The sequence below is a fragment of the Vreelandella lionensis genome (assembly GCF_044543515.1).
GTDB lineage: Bacteria > Pseudomonadota > Gammaproteobacteria > Pseudomonadales > Halomonadaceae > Vreelandella > Vreelandella lionensis.
The window spans coordinates 1-15,553 of sequence record NZ_JBITWC010000030.1 but is presented as its reverse complement, the minus strand read 5'-3'; the positions used below and the strand labels follow the sequence as shown (position 1 = coordinate 15,553).

Below are 15,553 nucleotides of genomic sequence, written 5' to 3'. Positions count from 1 at the left end.
CGCCCAAGAGGACACCTTATGAATAGCCAAGCACCCGTTATGAATCAGCAGCATGCACCAGACGTTGGCCAGCCTTACACACGTAATGAGCAAGCATGCCACGACCTCAGTATTCGTGTTCGCGACCTCAACCTGTGGTACGGCAAGAGCCAAGCGTTGAAAGGGCTGAATATCGACCTGTTCCAGAAGAACGTGACCGCGCTGATTGGCCCTTCGGGGTGCGGTAAGTCGACCTTTTTGCGCTGCTTGAACCGTATGAACGACTTGATTCCCAGCGTGCATATTGAAGGTCTGGTGGAGATGGACGGCCAGGATGTGAATGCTGGCAAGATGGATGAAGTGGCGCTGCGTCGCCGGGTGGGGATGGTGTTCCAAAAGCCTAACCCGTTCCCGAAATCTATCTACGAGAACATCGCTTACGCACCGCGTATGCACGATTTGGTGAGCCGTAAAGCCGATCAAGATGAGCTGGTCGAGAAGGCCCTGCGCGATGCCGGTTTGTGGAACGAGGTGAAGGATAAGCTGCAAGAGCCGGGCACCTCGCTCTCTGGTGGTCAGCAGCAGCGTTTGTGCATTGCTCGGGCGATCGCTGTACAGCCTGACGTCATTTTGATGGATGAACCGACCTCAGCCCTGGACCCGATCTCCACGGCCACCATCGAAGATTTGATGGATAAGCTGAAAGAGCAATTCACCATCGTGACCGTGACGCACAATATGCAGCAGGCGGCGCGCGTGGCGGACTACACGGCGTTCTTCCACCTGGGGGAAATCATCGAGTACAACGATACGAAAGTAATGTTCTCGACCCCGGCACAGAAGAAAACCGAAGACTATATTTCTGGTCGTTACGGCTAAATAGATCGCTGTTTGTTGGCCCGCTGTCATGGCGGGCTTTCAAGCAGCGTTTTTTTGACTACTGATATATGTTTTTTCGTATATAAACGGTAGGCTTGGCCTTAATTGCATATTTGGAGACAACCCTATGTCACTTCGCATCGGTATTAACGGATTTGGCCGTATTGGACGCCTAGCGCTGCGCAGCCTCTGGCCGCAGGTGGCGGCAGGCGAGGTGACCTTGGTACGTATTAACGACCCCGGTGGTGATGCGGCCACCTTTGCCCATTTATTGGAGTTTGATTCCGTCCACGGCCAATGGACGCCGGGGCAGGGCATGGCGGCGCGTCAGGATGCCATTGTCATTGATGGATATGAGGTGGCCTTTAGCACTCATAAAACCATTGCGGAAAGCGACTGGTCCAGCTGCGATGTGGTCATCGAGTGCTCCGGCAAAATGAAAAGTACCGACAAGCTGAATGCTTACCTGGATCAAGGCGTTGGGCGCGTGGTGGTGAGTGCACCGGTGAAAGAGGAGGGCGTGCTCAATGTGGTGGTGGGCGTGAACGATCACCTGTTTGAGCCAGCCAAGCACCGTATTGTTACGGCCGCTAGCTGCACCACGAACTGCCTAGCGCCGGTCGTTAAAGTAATTCTTGAGAATTTTGGTATTCGCCACGGTTCCATGACCACCGTGCATGACATTACCAATACCCAAACTATTTTGGATGCACCCCACAAAGACCTGCGCCGGGCCCGCGCCTGCGGCATGAGCCTAATCCCCACCACCACGGGCTCGGCGAAAGCCATTACGGCGATTTTCCCTGAACTGGAAGGCAAGCTTAACGGCCACGCGATCCGCGTACCGCTGGCTAATGCATCGCTCACCGATATGGTGTTCGAGCTTGAACGAGAAGTGACCGTTGATGAGGTGAATCAAGCGCTCAAGGCCGCCGCCGAAGGGCCGCTGAAAGGCATCCTAGGTTATGAGGAGCGCCCGCTGGTATCGATCGACTACCGCACCGACCCGCGTAGCTCAGTTATTGATGCCCTCTCTACAATGGTGGTGAACGGCACTCAGTTAAAGCTCTACGCGTGGTACGACAACGAGTGGGGTTACGCCAATCGTACCACCGAGCTGGCACGTATGGTTGGTGGGGAGCCGGTTGGTCGTGGCTGAATCGCTGCTGAATAACGTTAAGGCGCTACCGTTCGAGGTGCGCCAGTACATGCTGATTACCGGCAACTACTGGGCGTTCACCATTACTGACGGCGCGCTGCGGATGCTGGTGGTGATGTATTTCCACCAGCTCGGTTACTCGCCGCTGCAAATCGCCATGCTGTTTCTGTTCTATGAAGCGTTTGGCGTGGTAACGAACTTGGTGGGCGGCTGGCTAGGGGCGAGACTGGGCTTGAACCGCACTATGAATGTGGGGCTAGGGCTGCAAATTGTGGCGCTCGCCATGCTAATGGTACCGGCGAGCATGCTGACCGTGGTGTGGGTCATGGCCGCCCAGGCGCTGTCAGGCATTGCCAAAGACCTCAATAAAATGAGCGCAAAAAGCGCCGTGAAGGTGCTGGTGCCGACCACGAGTGCCAATGCCAACAGCGCCTTATACCGCTGGGTCGCTATGTTGACTGGCTCTAAAAATGCCCTGAAAGGCCTGGGCTTTTTTGTTGGCGGTGTGCTGCTCACGCTGATTGGCTTTCGTGGGGCGGTCATTGCCATGGCCATCATGCTGGGTGCTGTGCTGCTACTATCGCTCTGGCGCCTCAAGGCAGATTTAGGCAAGCAAAAAGTCAAACCCAAGTTCTCCGAGATCTTTTCAAAATCCCGTGCTATCAACGTGCTCTCTGCCGCGCGGTTTTGTCTGTTTGCTTCTCGTGATGTGTGGTTTGTCGTGGCGCTGCCGGTCTTTCTTTATGATCAGCACGGCTGGAGCCACTGGACCGTGGGCGGTCTATTAGCGGCTTGGATTATTGGGTACGGCGGAGTGCAAACCCAAGCGCCGAAGCTCACTGCCTTACTAAAAGGCGATGCGAGAACCATCACCGCTGGCTGGGCCGCCGCCCTGGCCGTTTTGGCCATTGTGCTAGCGCTACTTCCCTTGGCGCAGGTGGGCTGGCTGGTGGTGGGCCTGTTGGCGTTTGGCGTGCTGTTTGCCGTGAACTCCAGTTGGCACAGTTATCTGATCGTTCACTATGCCCGCGCTGACGGCGTCTCGATGGACGTAGGGTTTTACTATATGGCCAATGCCATGGGGCGCTTGGTCGGCACGCTGCTCTCCGGGTGGCTCTACATGGAATACGGCCTGAGTGCCTGCCTTTGGGTGGCGGCTGCCTTGGTGGCGGCAAGCTCTATGATGGCCCTTGCATTGCCTAAGCAGGCAGCGTGAGCGATGTGCACCATGCCGATTCACGGCGCGGGCGTGTCCTAGTGCCCAGCGCGTAGCGGGGCACCATCGACGAATAGCCGCTGCAGCTTCCACCACCCTTCCACCCGGAGTCGTAAGCCCTGATGGGTAAGCTCCGGGGCTATCCAGAGCGTCGCTCCTTGCAGCTGGTGGCATTCAAACGTTGAGGTCTCTTTGGGGGCAGACGTCTCGGCGATGGCGATGCGCGACGTGCCTCCGCAGCAGCCGTGACGGGGTGAAAACCGTACCGTGACCACGCCCCCTTGTTGCTTGATAAAAGCGGCGGCTTTTTCTTCTATTTCAATGATCGGGTCCATCGCTTCTTGAGCGCCTCTTACGTGGGTGGGTAGTCAACATGCTCACCATCCTCTTTCACAAAGTGCGCCACTGGCCGCTTCAGCAGCGCCAACACCTGTTCGGAAGGTCGGCAGAGTTTTGCGTCTTTGGGTGTGATAACGATAGGGCGATTGATGAGGATTGGATGTGCCAGCATGGCGTCGATAAGCTGATCATCGCTTAACGTAGGGTCATCCAATGTGAGCTCATCGTAAGGCGTGCCTTTGCGGCGCAGCAGCGCTCGCGGTGGCAGCTTCATCATCGCCAGCAGCGCTACCAACCGCTCTCGGCTGGGCGGCGTTTCCAGGTAGTGGATCACGTCAGGATCTTCCCCTGAGGCTTTGATCATGGCCAGCGTGTTGCGCGATGTGCCGCAGTTGGGGTTGTGGTAGATAGTGACTGACATTAAGGGGCGTCACGCTGAGAGGGTGTTTGGTTAATAGCTGGCGATAGGCTAATAGGATCTTGCTTGGCCTTGTGCGCTTTGGCCGCGTTTGCCCACCATATCAACTGTGCTAGCGTGCGGCCAAAATAGCCTTCCCAGCGCTCTTGCTCTGCACGAAATTGCCCATCGCTATCGAGGGCTTCATGAGCCTTTGGGATATGTGTCATCGCGGAGACAGGCAAGCAGCCCAGCTCAGATAGAAACGAGCGCATATTCACCGCAGCGCGGGTGCCGCCCCACTGGCCCATAGAGTAGGTGACGATGGCGCTGGGTTTAAACGCAAATAGCGACGCGCCAAAGTGATTCAGTAAATGACTCAGTGCTGGGCTCATGGCGTGATTGTACTCAGGGCTGACCATGACGTAGCCATCTGCTTGATCAATTTTCATTGCTAGGGCGTCCAGGTCATCCGGTACCGTGGAGGCAGAATAGGCAAAGTGTGGTTTAAACGGGCCGCTCAAATCGAGTGAGAGCGGGTCAATAATCTCCGCCGTCGTATCGCGCTGTGCGTTGAGTAACTGCAAGCACGCTTTGGCTACCCGCTCGCTCAGGCGGGCGGGCGCGGGAGGCGTTGACGTTCTGGTCGAGCCGAGAAAAATCAAATAGTGCGCCATCAAGCAGGCTCCTTAAGCATGAGTAGGGAAATGCTGGCGCGTGTTATTGGCAATGCGCACCAGGGCCAGCATCAGCGGTACCTCTACCAGTACACCCACCACCGTTGCTAGAGCAGCGCCCGATTGCAGGCCAAACAGCGCAATGGCGGCGGCCACGGCAAGCTCAAAAAAGTTGCTGGCACCAATCATCGCCCCGGGAGCAGCAATATTGTGCGGTACGCGCCACGCTTTTGCCCAACCATAGGCGATAAAGAAGATTAAAAACGTCTGTAGAATCAGCGGAATGGCGATAAGCACAATATGCAGTGGATTGTTCAGAATGACATCGCCCTGAAACGCGAAAAGCAGTACCAGGGTAATGATCAGTCCCATGGGAGTGATGGGGCCAATGCGCTTCATAAAGACGTTGTCGTACCACTTGGCACCGCGCTTAGCGATAAGGGTTTTTCGCGTGAGGTAACCTGCCGCCAGGGGAATGACGATGTAGAGCACTACCGACAGCAGCACCGTATCCCAGGGTACCTGAATATTGGAAATACCCAGCAGAAAGACCACGATCGGCGCAAAGGCAAACAGCATGATCAGGTCGTTGAGGGCGACTTGTACCAGCGTGTAGGCCGCATCGCCACGGGTCAGGTAGCTCCAGACGAAGACCATCGCCGTGCAGGGCGCAGCGCCCAGCAAAATCGCCCCCGCAAGGTACTGGCTGGCCAGCGCATCAGGAATCAAAGGTTTAAAAATCACCATAAAAAATAGCCATGCCAGGGCAAACATGGTGAAGGGTTTGATGAGCCAGTTCACCGTGGTGGTGATGGCCAGCCCTTTTGGCTGGCGGCGCACGCCAGCGATCGCGCTAAAGTCAATTTGCGCCATCATGGGAAAAATCATCGCCCATATCAGTACGGCGATCGGGATCGACACCTGCGCGTATTCAAAGCGTGAAAGAGCCTCGGGAATGGCGGGAGCCCACTGGCCTAGCGCAATACCGGCCACAATCGCAGCGGCGACCCAAAGCGACAGATAGCGTTCGAAAAGCCCCATGTCAGCACTGCTGGGGGCTGCTTGCTCCTGATGTGACATGCTCGCTCCTTGATTAGATGGCTCGCTGGTTAACGCGCTTAGAAAGCTCTTCGGCGCTCTCTTTACGCTCTGAGTATCGGTCGGTGAGCAGGTCGCTACGCTCCCGTACCAGCAGGGTGAATTTTACGAGTTCTTCCATGACATCTACGATGCGATCATAAACGGCGAGGGCTTCATGCGGTCGTTGTCATCGAACTCCATAAAGGCTTTGGGCACGGACGATTGGTTAGGGATCGTCACCATGCGCATCCAGCGGCCCAAAATGCGCAGCTGGTTCACCGTGTTAAAAGATTGTGAACCACCGCAGACCTGCATCACGGCCAGGGTTTTGCCTTGGGTAGGGCGTACGCCGCCCAACGCCAGGGGTATCCAATCAATTTGTGCTTTCATAATGCCCGTCATCGCCCCGTGACGCTCTGGTGAGCACCACACCATCCCATCTGCCCACTGTGCTAGGGAGCGCAGCTCTTCCACCTTAGGATGGCTGGCATCTTCGGCATCAGGAAGCGGCAGGCCGCGCGGATTAAAAATGTGTGTTTCAGCGCCCATCGCGTTCAGCAGGCGGGCGGCTTCTTCGACCGCCAAGCGGCTAAATGAGCGCTCGCGTAGGGATCCGTACAGCAGCAAAATCTTAGGGGCAGGTTGTGTAGAGGACGGCAGCCCTAGCGAGTCTAGACTGGGCGTGCGGAAGAGTGCAGGGTCTAGGTTGGGTAAATCCTCAAGTAGGGCCATGAGGGCTCCTTAGTGAGTAAATGCGATCAATAACACTTATGATATATGTTTTATCGTATATTTCTAGCAGGCCGTTCAGGTTGCAATATTGCCGTCATCATCTGGGTGTATGGTTGGGCTGTAAAATTAAATAAGAGGTTGTTTATTTATGTCGAAGCGTCGCGTGCTCTTTCTCTGTAATGCCAATTCTGCGCGCTCTCTCATGGGAGAAGTGCTACTTCGCCATATGGCCGGTGATCGCTTCGAATCCTTCAGTGCAGGCTCTGAACCCGATGAGCCCCATGCGCTAACCCTTGAAGCCTTAAAAAAGCAGGGTCTTTCGACAGATGGGCTGCACAGTAAGTCGCTGGATCAGTTCGAGAACGAAACGTTCGACGTAGTGATCGTGCTGTGTGACAAAGCTCAGCAGGCGTGCCGCGATTGGCAAGGGAAAGCAGGCGAAATTCTATTCTGGGACATCCGTGACCCTCGTCTGATCAGTAAGTTGGACGCTTACGAGCAGGCGCTGTTCGAGATCCGCCGACGTTTACAGCTGTGGCTACCGCTGCAAAAAAGCTGATCATTTCTATCTCGACGGGGTGCACCATGAAATTTATCAATAATTTAAGCGTCAAGGCGAGTTGGACGCTGGTACTCGTGACTTTTACTGGCCTTGTGCTCGCCATTGGTGGCTTAGGGCTTTTTGCCAACCAGTTTGGCCGCGATGCCTTTACATCGATGCAGCAGCGCGACATGGCTCAGGTGCGCGAGCTAAATAGCGCTTACACACAGCTGTTGCGCGCCAGGGTACAGATGAATCGGGCAGCTGAGCTGATCCGCACTCCCTCGTTTGATCGTCCAGAGCCGCTTCTGGAAGAGTCGGATCGGTTGCTGGCATCGGCGGCCACGCATTTTGAGGCTTTCCAAACGCATTTTCCTGAGGGGGAGCAGCCAGAACTGGTTGGTCAGTTAGCGAGTAATTTTCAATCCCTGGTGAATAACAACCTTAGCCTGCAGATGATGATGCTAGAAGAGCGCGATGTGCGTGGCTTTCTCTCTGGCGAATCTCGGGTTGATGATAGCAGTCAGCAGTTTGTTAACACCGCAGAAGCGTTTTACGGCTATTCGGTGGCCCGTGGCGCTGGCTTGTCTGAGCGTTTCGAGAACGTCTCATCGCTGCTCTTCATGGGCGTAGTTGGGGTCGTCGTGCTGGCGCTGCTGGTGGTAGGCGTGGTGGTGTGGGGGGTACGTCGTAACGTGCTGCGGCCGCTGCGGGTTATTACTCAACACTTCAAGCGTATTGCCAAGGGCGATTTATCCTCCCCGGTGGAAGCGCACGCCAATAATGAAATTGGCCTGCTGTTTAGCGAGCTGGCGAATATGCAGCGCTCGTTAACCACCACCGTGAATCACCTCAATAACAGCAGCCAGCAGGTGTATAGCGACAGCCAAGCCATGGCAACGCAAAGCCAGCAGTTGGCTGGACAAACCGATTCTCAAGTATCGGCGCTTCAGCAGATGGCCGCGAGCCTTGAGCAGCTCACTGCGACGGTGAATCAAAACGCGGAAAGCGCAGCGCATGTAAATCGCTCTACCACCGACGTGTCTCATAAAGCGCAGCAGGGCGATGAAGTGATCGCTCAGTTTATTGCCACCATGCAGTCTATCAACGAGCACTCCGAAGAAATTCAAAGCATTATCAAGGTGATCGAAAGCATTGCTTTCCAAACCAATATTTTGGCATTGAACGCTTCGGTTGAGGCGGCGCGGGCTGGCGAGCATGGACGCGGATTTGCTGTAGTGGCTAGCGAAGTGAGGGCGCTGGCAACGCGCAGTGCCGATGCTGCTCACGATATTCGTGCACGCATTGAGGCCTCAAGTAAAAGCGTTGAACAGGGTAGCGAGCTTTCCCAGCAGGCAGGTGAGCACACTCGGGCAATCATGCAAGCGGCGACTCAGGTAGAGCACTTGATGGCGCAAATGGCCAAAGCCTCTGAGGAGCAGCGTCGCGGTATTGAAGAAGTGAACGTTGCTGTCACGCAAATCGACGCGACGACTCAAGATACGATGCGCCTGGTCAACCAAACGGCACAAAGCGCCGAGGGGTTAACCCAAGAAGCGCTGCAGATGCGTGAGTACGCGGGACAGTTCCAAATTGTTGAGGAGACTCCAGTATCTGACGCATATGATGAAGAAGAGGTGGAACGGCCTCTGGAGCAGTTGGACTGGCAGGCAATGGCAAGCGCTGAATCGAGTGATCGCGATTATAAAGGCGATATGCGCGCCTTGGCATAGTGGCTGCCAAGACGCGGATGGGAACTGTACTGTGTGATGCTGTGGTGAGTGTTTAATCCATGAGCTCAACGGCAACGGCGGTGGCTTCACCGCCGCCAATGCAAAGGCTGGCAATACCGCGCTTGCCGCCTTTCGTGCGCAGGGCATGAATTAGCGTGGCGATAATACGTGAGCCGGTGGAGCCAATAGGGTGACCTTGAGCGCAAGCACCGCCAAACACGTTCACCTTCTCATGGGGTAAGCCCAGGTCGTCCATGGCCATGAGGGTTACGACGGCGAAGGCTTCATTGATCTCAAACAGATCGACGTCGTTGACTCCCCAGCCAAGCTTTTTCATCAGCTTTTCAATCGCGCCTACAGGGGCAATAGTAAATTCGCTGGGGTGGCGTGAGTGGGTAGCGTGGCCCAGCATTTTTGCCAGTGGTTTAACACCATGGCGCTGTGCGGCTTCGTGGCTTGCTAAGATGAGCGCTGATGCGCCATCAGAGATAGAGCTAGAGTTAGCTGCTGTGATGGTGCCATCTTTAGCAAATGCAGGACGCAGCTGGCGGATTTTATCCAGCTTGGCTTGGAAAGGCTGCTCATCGTGAGAAACAACGGTGTCGCCCTGGCGCGTGGTGACCGTGGCAGGGGCCATTTCGGCATCTAAATCGCCATTGTTGGTGGCGGCCATCGCTCGTTCAAGCGAAGCAATGGCGAAGTCATCCAGCCGCTCGCGGGTATAGCCGCGCTCTGTGGCTACATCCTGCGCAAAGACGCCCATTAGTTTGCCGGTTTCGGCATCTTCCAGGCCATCCAGGAACATATGGTCTTTGAGCTCGCCGTGGCCCAGTCGATAGCCGCCGCGTGCCTTAGTGAGTACATGAGGCGCATTCGACATAGACTCCATGCCGCCTGCTAATAAAACCTCCCCGCTACCGGCCTTGATCAAATCATGCGCGAGCATGGTGGCTTTCATGCCTGACCCGCAGAGTTTATTGATGGTGGTGGCACCGTTGGCATCGGGAATGCCTGCTTGGCGCATCGCCTGGCGTGCGGGGCCCTGTTTAACGCCAGCAGGCAAAACGCAGCCCATGATGCCCTCTTCAATAGCGGCAGCGTCGATACCTGCGCGTTCAATAGCGGCACGGATGGCAACTGCGGCAAGTTCGGGGGCGCTCATGCTGGAAAGGCTGCCCATCATACCGCCCATCGGGGTGCGGGCGGCGGATAAAAAGACGACGTCGGTAGCGCTACTCATTGTCTATCTCCTGATAGATTTTTTGTGATTATCTGGCTGAGTGATTAGCGATGCGTTGACCCATTCGCGGGGCTGTGGTCTTCTCCTAAGTAACCAAGCAAGCGCTAGTGTAAATGACATGAATGTAATGAATGCATCTCCTCGCCGCAAGGAATTGACGCGCTTAGCAGCTCAGCTATTCGTCCAAGAGGGCTTTGATCGCACCACGGTGCGCATGCTGGCCCAGGAAATGGGCATCAAGTCCGGCAGCCTGTTTCATCACTTCAAAGATAAGCAGGAAATTCTGGCAGCAGTGATTGAGGAGGGCACCCAGAACGCACTAGGCATCGCAAAAGCCGCGTTGCAATCTTGCCCCGACAGTGCAGAAGCTCGGCTGCACGCGATGGCAAGGGCTCACCTGGAAACGCTGTTTGCAGATCGTAATGCTCACGTAGTGGCGCTGTTTGAATGGCGACGGTTAGACCCCGCCGCCAGTGCCCACCTTAGCCACCTACGCGATGCTTATGAGGCGATGTGGGTTGAAGTGATTGATGATGCTCTGTCGGCAGGGCTGATTCATGGTGACCGCTTTCTCGTTTCCCGCTTTATTTTAGGCGCGTTGAACTGGACCGTTCGTTGGTATGACCCCAACGGCCCGCGCACGCCAGACGACCTTGCTGATGAGCTGGTGGCAATGATCCTGTCGCGCTAATGCTTGGCGCTGTCTCTCCCCAATCGACCAACGTCTAACCTCATGGCCGCGCTTGTGGCTTGCGCTCTTGGGTAAATGCTTTTAGCGTTGGTCTATCGGTAGGTTTCCGTTAACGTAAACGCACAATAATGCCAACGCTACGTTGAATCCTGCCTGTCCGGGTGCTCACGACCAACAACATAAGAGAGCCGTCATGACAGCAACATCCACGTCACTTCCCCCGTATTCGACTTTTCTTGAAAGCTTTTCGGTTGATAGCGTCGTCGCCAAGCTTGACGACCATCAGGATGGATATTTAAACGCCTTTGACGCCTGTTGTGGCCGGCATGTGCGCCAAGGGCGTGGTGATGTATTGGCGCTAGTCCATGAAGATACCCAGGGCCAAACCCATACGCTTACCTATTCCGAACTTGATCAGCAGAGCGGCCAATTAGCAGGCTGGTTCAAAAGCCAAGGGCTCGGTGAGGGCGACCGGATTGCCTGCATGCTGCCCCGTTCTGTTAATTTGCTGATCACCGTGCTAGCAACGTGGCGCATCGGGGCCGTCTATCAGCCGCTGTTCACTGCCTTTGGGCCGGATGCCGTGGATTACCGTCTTGGCCGTGCCGATACCAAGTTGGTTATTACCGATCATGCCAATCGCTACAAGTTTGATGGCTTAAGTCAGTGTCCGCCCGTTTTAGCCGTGGGCGGTGCAACCAGTGAGCATGCCAACGACCTCGATTGGCAAACCGCATTGACGTATACGTCAATGAGTGAGGCCCCACCCCGGCTTTCGCCGGATAAGCCATTTCTACAGATGTTTACTTCCGGCACGGTGGGCAAGCCCAAAGGGGTCGCCGTGCCGTTATCGGGTATGACCGCATTTGCGCTCTATATGGAGCTGGCGGTTGATCTCCGTGAAGATGACCGCTTCTGGAATATGGCGGACCCTGGCTGGGCCTATGGTCTCTATTACGCTATTGCTGGGCCGCTCTTACTGGGTGTTACAACCCATTTCTGTGAAGCAGGGTTCAGTGCAGAGGGTGCGCTGGCGTTTATGAAGCGCCATCGCATTACCAATTTTGCAGCGGCGCCGACGGCATACCGTTTGATGAAAGCGTCTGGCCTGTTTGATAGCGCCCACCAAACCCTAGCGCTGCGTGCAGCCAGTTCGGCGGGGGAGCCGCTGAACACGGAGGTCGTTACCTGGGTAGAAAAATCGCTGGGTTGCCCGGTGATGGATCATTACGGCCAAACGGAAACCGGGATGACCTGCAATAACCACCACTCTCTTGAGCACCCCAAACATGTAGGTGCCATGGGCGTTCCTATGCCGGGCTACCGACTGGCCATTCTTGATGCGGAATATAACGAGCTGCCGCCCGGTGAGCCTGGTGTTTTGGCGGTGGATATCAAGAATTCACCCGCCCACTTTTTCCAAGGCTATACCTGGCAGGAGAAAGACCCCTTCGTTAACGGTTACTACCTGACCGGCGATGTGGTGATTCGTAATGAGGATGGTTCGTTCCAGTTTGCAGGCCGCGACGATGACATCATCACGACTGCAGGTTATCGGGTAGGCCCGACAGACGTTGAAAATAGTGTAATGACACATCCAGCGGTGGCGGAATCCGCAGCGGTGGGGCAGCCGGACGAGATTCGCGGCGAAGTGATTAAATCTTACATCGTGTTGCGCGATGGTTTTGAACCCAGCGATGCCCTGGCGGAAGAGATTCGCCAGCAGGTGCGCGAACGGCTCTCTACCCATGCTTTCCCCAGGGTGATTGAGTTTGTCGATGAGCTACCTAAAACCCCCAGCGGCAAGATTCAGCGCTTTAAGCTGCGTGCCCAAGCGGCAGAGCAAGTGCGTGATAACTCATAATTCATAGGACATGTGCCATGCAGGTAAAGGATCGTACGTTTTTGATTACTGGCGCTGCCTCAGGTCTTGGTGCGGCCACGGCAGAATGGCTGGTAAACGCTGGCGCCAATGTAGTGCTGTGCGATATGAGTGATCGGTTGTTGAATCTAGCAGAACAGCTGGGTGCACAGGCCAAAGCCTGTGTCGCTGATATTACTTCTGCCACCGATATGCAGCAGGCGGTGAATACGGCGGTGGCGTTGGGTGGCGAAAGTGGGCTTTCTGGGGTGGTTCACTGTGCGGGTGTGGTGAGCGTCGCCAAGTTAGTGGATCGAGAAGGTAATCCTGCCGACCTTGATAGCTATGCGCGCACGGTCAATATCAACTTAGTTGGCACTTTTAATGTGATGCGGCTAGCGGCCGCTGCGATGGCTAAAAACCCGCCGGGTGATAGCGGTGAGCGTGGTGTGATTATCAACACGGCCTCTATTGCGGCGTTTGATGGGCAAGTGGGGCAGTGTGCCTACAGCGCTTCTAAGGCGGGGGTCGTGGGGATGAGTCTACCAGCGGCGAGAGAGTTATCCCGCCATGCCATTCGCGTTATGGCCATTGCTCCTGGAGTGTTTGAGACGCCAATGATGAGCGAGATTCCTGATGAGGCCGCCCAAGCATTAGCTGCTGCAGTGCCTTTCCCCAAGCGTTTGGGGAAACCTGAAGAGTTTGCGCTTTTAGCAGAGCAAATCATTACCAACTCCATGCTTAATGGAGAGGTGATTCGTCTGGACGGTGGAATACGCATGCAGTAAGCCGCTTTAAGCATACCGCTCCTGGCCAGCCTGCTCATATTTCGAGCAGGCTTTTTTGTATTTAAAACAGGTGCTTGTATTTGTGGCGACCAAAGTCGTAGTCGGTTTTTTAGCTTATTTCAAACGACTGCTTGACTGGGTTGTGTGAGCGCGCTAGTTTTCAAACATGTGTTTGAAAGGCGTTGGTGAAGCCCAGCCCTTTCGGCCCCCTGCTTAGGAGAAGTGACATGCCCAGCTATCAAGCCCCTCTGCGTGACATGCGTTTCGTGATGGACGAAATGTTTGATTACCCAAGCCACTACGCCGCATTTCCCAATGGTGAAGATGCTTCGCCAGATGTCGTGAGTGCTATTTTGGAAGAGGGTGGTCGCTTTGCTCGTGAGGTGCTGCTACCTCTCAATCAAAGCGGTGATGAGGAGGGTTGTTTGCTGGAAGGGGGCGAGGTGAAAGCTCCTAAAGGGTTTAAAGAAGCCTATCAGCAGTATGTTGAGGGCGGCTGGCCGAGCTTGGCGGCAGATCCTGAGCAGGGTGGTCAGGGCCTTCCGCACTCATTGGCGATGATGCTCTCTGAAATGATCTGCGCCACTAACTTAGCGTGGGGTATGTACCCGGGCTTGTCACATGGTGCGGCGGATGCGCTGCGTCATCACGGTACCGACGAGCAGAAGGCGACATACCTCACCAAGCTGGTAGAAGGTGTTTGGACTGGCACCATGTGCTTGACGGAGCCGCACTGCGGTACTGACCTGGGTTTGATCAAAACCCGTGCAGTGCTCGCTGAAGATGGTGCTTATCACATTACGGGTACCAAAATCTTTATCTCAGCCGGTGAACACAATCTCGCTGAGAACATCGTCCATCTCGTGCTGGCCAAACTTCCAGATGCTCCTGAAGGATCTAAAGGTATTTCGCTATTCGTTGTGCCCAAATTTTTGCCGGACGCTGCGGGTAACCCAGGCGAGCGCAATGGCGTTAGCTGTGGTTCGCTTGAGCACAAAATGGGTATCCATGGTAACGCTACCTGCGTCATGAACTTTGATGGCGCAACGGGCTATCTAGTTGGCGCGCCGAATAAAGGCCTGGCCTGCATGTTCACCATGATGAACGCGGCTCGCTTAGGCGTGGGTATCCAAGGCTTAGGGTTGATGGAGGCTAGCTTCCAAAACTCGCTAAGCTATGCCCGTGACCGCTTACAGATGCGTGGGCTGTCTGGCGTACAAGCGCCGGATAAAGTCGCTGATCCTATTATTGTGCACCCTGATGTACGCCGTATGCTGCTCACTCAAAAAGCCTTCGCTGAAGGCGGCCGCATGCTGGTGCTGTATACCGCCCAAATGCTCGATATTGTTGAGCACGGCGCGCCGGGCGAGGAGGAAGAGCGAGCGGAGACGCTGCTCGGTCTATTAACACCCATCGTCAAAGCTTTCCTGACGGAAGTAGGCTTCGAGTGTACCAATGAAGGCGTGCAGATTTTTGGTGGCCACGGCTTTATTAAAGAGTGGGGCATGGAGCAACTGGTGCGCGATGCGCGCATCACACGCCTCTATGAAGGTACGACCGGTATTCAAGCGCTTGATCTGCTGGGGCGCAAAGTGCTGATGAGTCAAGGTGAGTCGCTGAAAGTATTCACCAAAGAGATTCACAAGTTCTGCAAAGCAGAAGCGGATAACTCCGCATTGAAAGAGTTTATTGAGCCGCTGGCTAAGCTGAACGCCGAGTGGGGCGAGCTCACCATGGGCATCGGTATGAAAGCGATGCAGGACCGTGAAGAGGTAGGAGCTGCCAGCGTTGATTACTTGATGTACTCAGGCTACGTGACGGTTGCTTACCTGTTCGCACGTGCTGCCAAGCAGGCGGCTGCCTCCCAGGACGGTGATGATACCGCTTTCTATAAGACAAAGTTGAATACAGCGCGATTCTATTACCAGCGCTTGTTACCGCGTTCCAAAGCGCACGCGGCAATGATTCAAGCGGGAGCGGGCAGCTTAATGGCCATCTCAAGCGAAGATTTTGGCTTGGGCTTTGAGATTTAAGTCTAGGCGTTTACCAGGCACTCTCTGGTCAGGGTACTGATCGGTGGTTTGCGGCAGACTTGCTTTTGGCATCGTCTGCCGCTTTTTTTTCAAAACCCTCTTGCCAACCCGGCCGCGAATCCGTAAAGTACGCATCCGCTGCCGGGGACGCCAAGCGTTACCAGCGGTGAAGGAGGTTGAAAAACCTCTGGTTTGTCAGGAAGTTAGA

14 protein-coding genes and 1 pseudogene are annotated in these 15,553 nt (G+C 55.2%); 9 read left to right on the top strand and 6 right to left on the bottom strand.

The window, feature by feature from the left end; all coding sequences use genetic code 11:
• The first annotated feature begins 18 nt into the window (after nt 1-18).
• The 3 genes from pstB to arsJ all read left to right on the top strand — a co-directional run bounded on the left by pstB (nt 19) and on the right by arsJ (nt 3,233).
• Complete coding sequence (gene pstB / locus ACIGG6_RS16225; protein WP_044630110.1) at nt 19-858, top strand: phosphate ABC transporter ATP-binding protein PstB; 840 nt, start codon at nt 19-21, stop codon at nt 856-858.
• Between the two features lie 127 nt (nt 859-985).
• Nucleotides 986-2,017, top strand: a complete 1,032-nt coding sequence (locus ACIGG6_RS16220; RefSeq protein WP_399845861.1) for an ArsJ-associated glyceraldehyde-3-phosphate dehydrogenase — start codon at nt 986-988, stop codon at nt 2,015-2,017.
• Between the two features lie 49 nt (nt 2,018-2,066).
• Nucleotides 2,067-3,233 (top strand): organoarsenical effux MFS transporter ArsJ, encoded by a 1,167-nt coding sequence (arsJ, locus tag ACIGG6_RS16215; protein WP_399845897.1) that lies wholly within the window; start codon nt 2,067-2,069, stop codon nt 3,231-3,233.
• A gap of 38 nt (nt 3,234-3,271) precedes the next feature.
• Here the strand turns inward: arsJ and ACIGG6_RS16210 are convergent, their stop codons facing one another.
• The 5 genes and pseudogenes from ACIGG6_RS16210 to arsH all read right to left on the bottom strand — a co-directional run bounded on the left by ACIGG6_RS16210 (nt 3,272) and on the right by arsH (nt 6,458).
• Nucleotides 3,272-3,568: a CC/Se motif family (seleno)protein gene (locus ACIGG6_RS16210; protein ID WP_083024525.1), complete on the bottom strand. Its 297-nt coding sequence runs from the start codon at nt 3,566-3,568 to the stop codon at nt 3,272-3,274.
• 17 nt (nt 3,569-3,585) lie between these two features.
• Nucleotides 3,586-3,993 carry an arsenate reductase (glutaredoxin) gene (gene arsC, locus ACIGG6_RS16205; protein WP_399845859.1) on the bottom strand — a complete coding sequence of 136 codons (408 nt, stop codon included), beginning with the start codon at nt 3,991-3,993 and terminating at the stop codon, nt 3,586-3,588.
• The gene (locus tag ACIGG6_RS16200) at nt 3,993-4,646 is read right to left on the bottom strand and encodes an NADPH-dependent FMN reductase (protein ID WP_399845858.1); all 654 of its coding nucleotides are present in this window, start codon (nt 4,644-4,646) and stop codon (nt 3,993-3,995) included. The genes arsC and ACIGG6_RS16200 overlap by 1 nt, the downstream gene beginning before the upstream one ends.
• 12 nt (nt 4,647-4,658) lie before the next feature.
• Nucleotides 4,659-5,726 (bottom strand): ACR3 family arsenite efflux transporter, encoded by a 1,068-nt coding sequence (arsB, locus tag ACIGG6_RS16195; protein WP_399845856.1) that lies wholly within the window; start codon nt 5,724-5,726, stop codon nt 4,659-4,661.
• Nucleotides 5,727-5,739: 13 nt separating this feature from the next.
• Nucleotides 5,740-6,458: pseudogene (gene arsH, locus ACIGG6_RS16190) on the bottom strand (arsenical resistance protein ArsH).
• Nucleotides 6,459-6,606: 148 nt separating this feature from the next.
• On the opposite strand from arsH, the gene ACIGG6_RS16185 reads away from it, so the two are divergent.
• On the top strand, nt 6,607-7,017 hold the full coding sequence (locus ACIGG6_RS16185) for an arsenate reductase ArsC (RefSeq protein ID WP_083024519.1): 411 nt from the start codon (nt 6,607-6,609) through the stop codon (nt 7,015-7,017).
• Between the two features lie 26 nt (nt 7,018-7,043).
• Nucleotides 7,044-8,732 carry a methyl-accepting chemotaxis protein gene (locus tag ACIGG6_RS16180; RefSeq protein WP_399845854.1) on the top strand — a complete coding sequence of 563 codons (1,689 nt, stop codon included), beginning with the start codon at nt 7,044-7,046 and terminating at the stop codon, nt 8,730-8,732.
• Between the two features lie 52 nt (nt 8,733-8,784).
• Here the strand turns inward: ACIGG6_RS16180 and ACIGG6_RS16175 are convergent, their stop codons facing one another.
• Nucleotides 8,785-9,972 carry an acetyl-CoA C-acyltransferase gene (locus ACIGG6_RS16175; protein WP_399845852.1) on the bottom strand — a complete coding sequence of 396 codons (1,188 nt, stop codon included), beginning with the start codon at nt 9,970-9,972 and terminating at the stop codon, nt 8,785-8,787.
• 127 nt (nt 9,973-10,099) lie between these two features.
• Between ACIGG6_RS16175 and ACIGG6_RS16170 the strand changes: the two genes are divergently transcribed.
• The 4 genes from ACIGG6_RS16170 (at nt 10,100) to ACIGG6_RS16155 (ending at nt 15,345) form a co-directional block, all read left to right on the top strand.
• Nucleotides 10,100-10,663 carry a TetR/AcrR family transcriptional regulator gene (locus ACIGG6_RS16170; protein WP_058576310.1) on the top strand — a complete coding sequence of 188 codons (564 nt, stop codon included), beginning with the start codon at nt 10,100-10,102 and terminating at the stop codon, nt 10,661-10,663.
• Between the two features lie 193 nt (nt 10,664-10,856).
• Nucleotides 10,857-12,527 (top strand): AMP-binding protein, encoded by a 1,671-nt coding sequence (locus ACIGG6_RS16165; RefSeq protein WP_399845849.1) that lies wholly within the window; start codon nt 10,857-10,859, stop codon nt 12,525-12,527.
• A 17-nt stretch (nt 12,528-12,544) separates the two neighbouring features.
• The gene (locus ACIGG6_RS16160) at nt 12,545-13,312 is read left to right on the top strand and encodes an SDR family NAD(P)-dependent oxidoreductase (RefSeq protein WP_399845848.1); all 768 of its coding nucleotides are present in this window, start codon (nt 12,545-12,547) and stop codon (nt 13,310-13,312) included.
• A gap of 227 nt (nt 13,313-13,539) precedes the next feature.
• Nucleotides 13,540-15,345: an acyl-CoA dehydrogenase C-terminal domain-containing protein gene (locus ACIGG6_RS16155; RefSeq protein ID WP_399845846.1), complete on the top strand. Its 1,806-nt coding sequence runs from the start codon at nt 13,540-13,542 to the stop codon at nt 15,343-15,345.
• The last annotated feature ends 208 nt before the right edge of the window (nt 15,346-15,553 follow it).

Bases quoted from the DNA above. Each gene is read 5' to 3' on its own strand.
- pstB (WP_044630110.1), top strand. From the start codon at position 19: ATGAATAGCCAAGCACCCGTTATGAATCAGCAGCATGCACCAGACGTT.
- ACIGG6_RS16220 (WP_399845861.1), top strand. From the start codon at position 986: ATGTCACTTCGCATCGGTATTAACGGATTTGGCCGTATTGGACGCCTA.
- arsJ (WP_399845897.1), top strand. From the start codon at position 2,067: ATGCTGATTACCGGCAACTACTGGGCGTTCACCATTACTGACGGCGCG.
- ACIGG6_RS16210 (WP_083024525.1), bottom strand. From the start codon at position 3,568: ATGGACCCGATCATTGAAATAGAAGAAAAAGCCGCCGCTTTTATCAAG.
- arsC (WP_399845859.1), bottom strand. From the start codon at position 3,993: ATGTCAGTCACTATCTACCACAACCCCAACTGCGGCACATCGCGCAAC.
- ACIGG6_RS16200 (WP_399845858.1), bottom strand. From the start codon at position 4,646: ATGGCGCACTATTTGATTTTTCTCGGCTCGACCAGAACGTCAACGCCT.
- arsB (WP_399845856.1), bottom strand. From the start codon at position 5,726: ATGTCACATCAGGAGCAAGCAGCCCCCAGCAGTGCTGACATGGGGCTT.
- ACIGG6_RS16185 (WP_083024519.1), top strand. From the start codon at position 6,607: ATGTCGAAGCGTCGCGTGCTCTTTCTCTGTAATGCCAATTCTGCGCGC.
- ACIGG6_RS16180 (WP_399845854.1), top strand. From the start codon at position 7,044: ATGAAATTTATCAATAATTTAAGCGTCAAGGCGAGTTGGACGCTGGTA.
- ACIGG6_RS16175 (WP_399845852.1), bottom strand. From the start codon at position 9,972: ATGAGTAGCGCTACCGACGTCGTCTTTTTATCCGCCGCCCGCACCCCG.
- ACIGG6_RS16170 (WP_058576310.1), top strand. From the start codon at position 10,100: ATGAATGCATCTCCTCGCCGCAAGGAATTGACGCGCTTAGCAGCTCAG.
- ACIGG6_RS16165 (WP_399845849.1), top strand. From the start codon at position 10,857: ATGACAGCAACATCCACGTCACTTCCCCCGTATTCGACTTTTCTTGAA.
- ACIGG6_RS16160 (WP_399845848.1), top strand. From the start codon at position 12,545: ATGCAGGTAAAGGATCGTACGTTTTTGATTACTGGCGCTGCCTCAGGT.
- ACIGG6_RS16155 (WP_399845846.1), top strand. From the start codon at position 13,540: ATGCCCAGCTATCAAGCCCCTCTGCGTGACATGCGTTTCGTGATGGAC.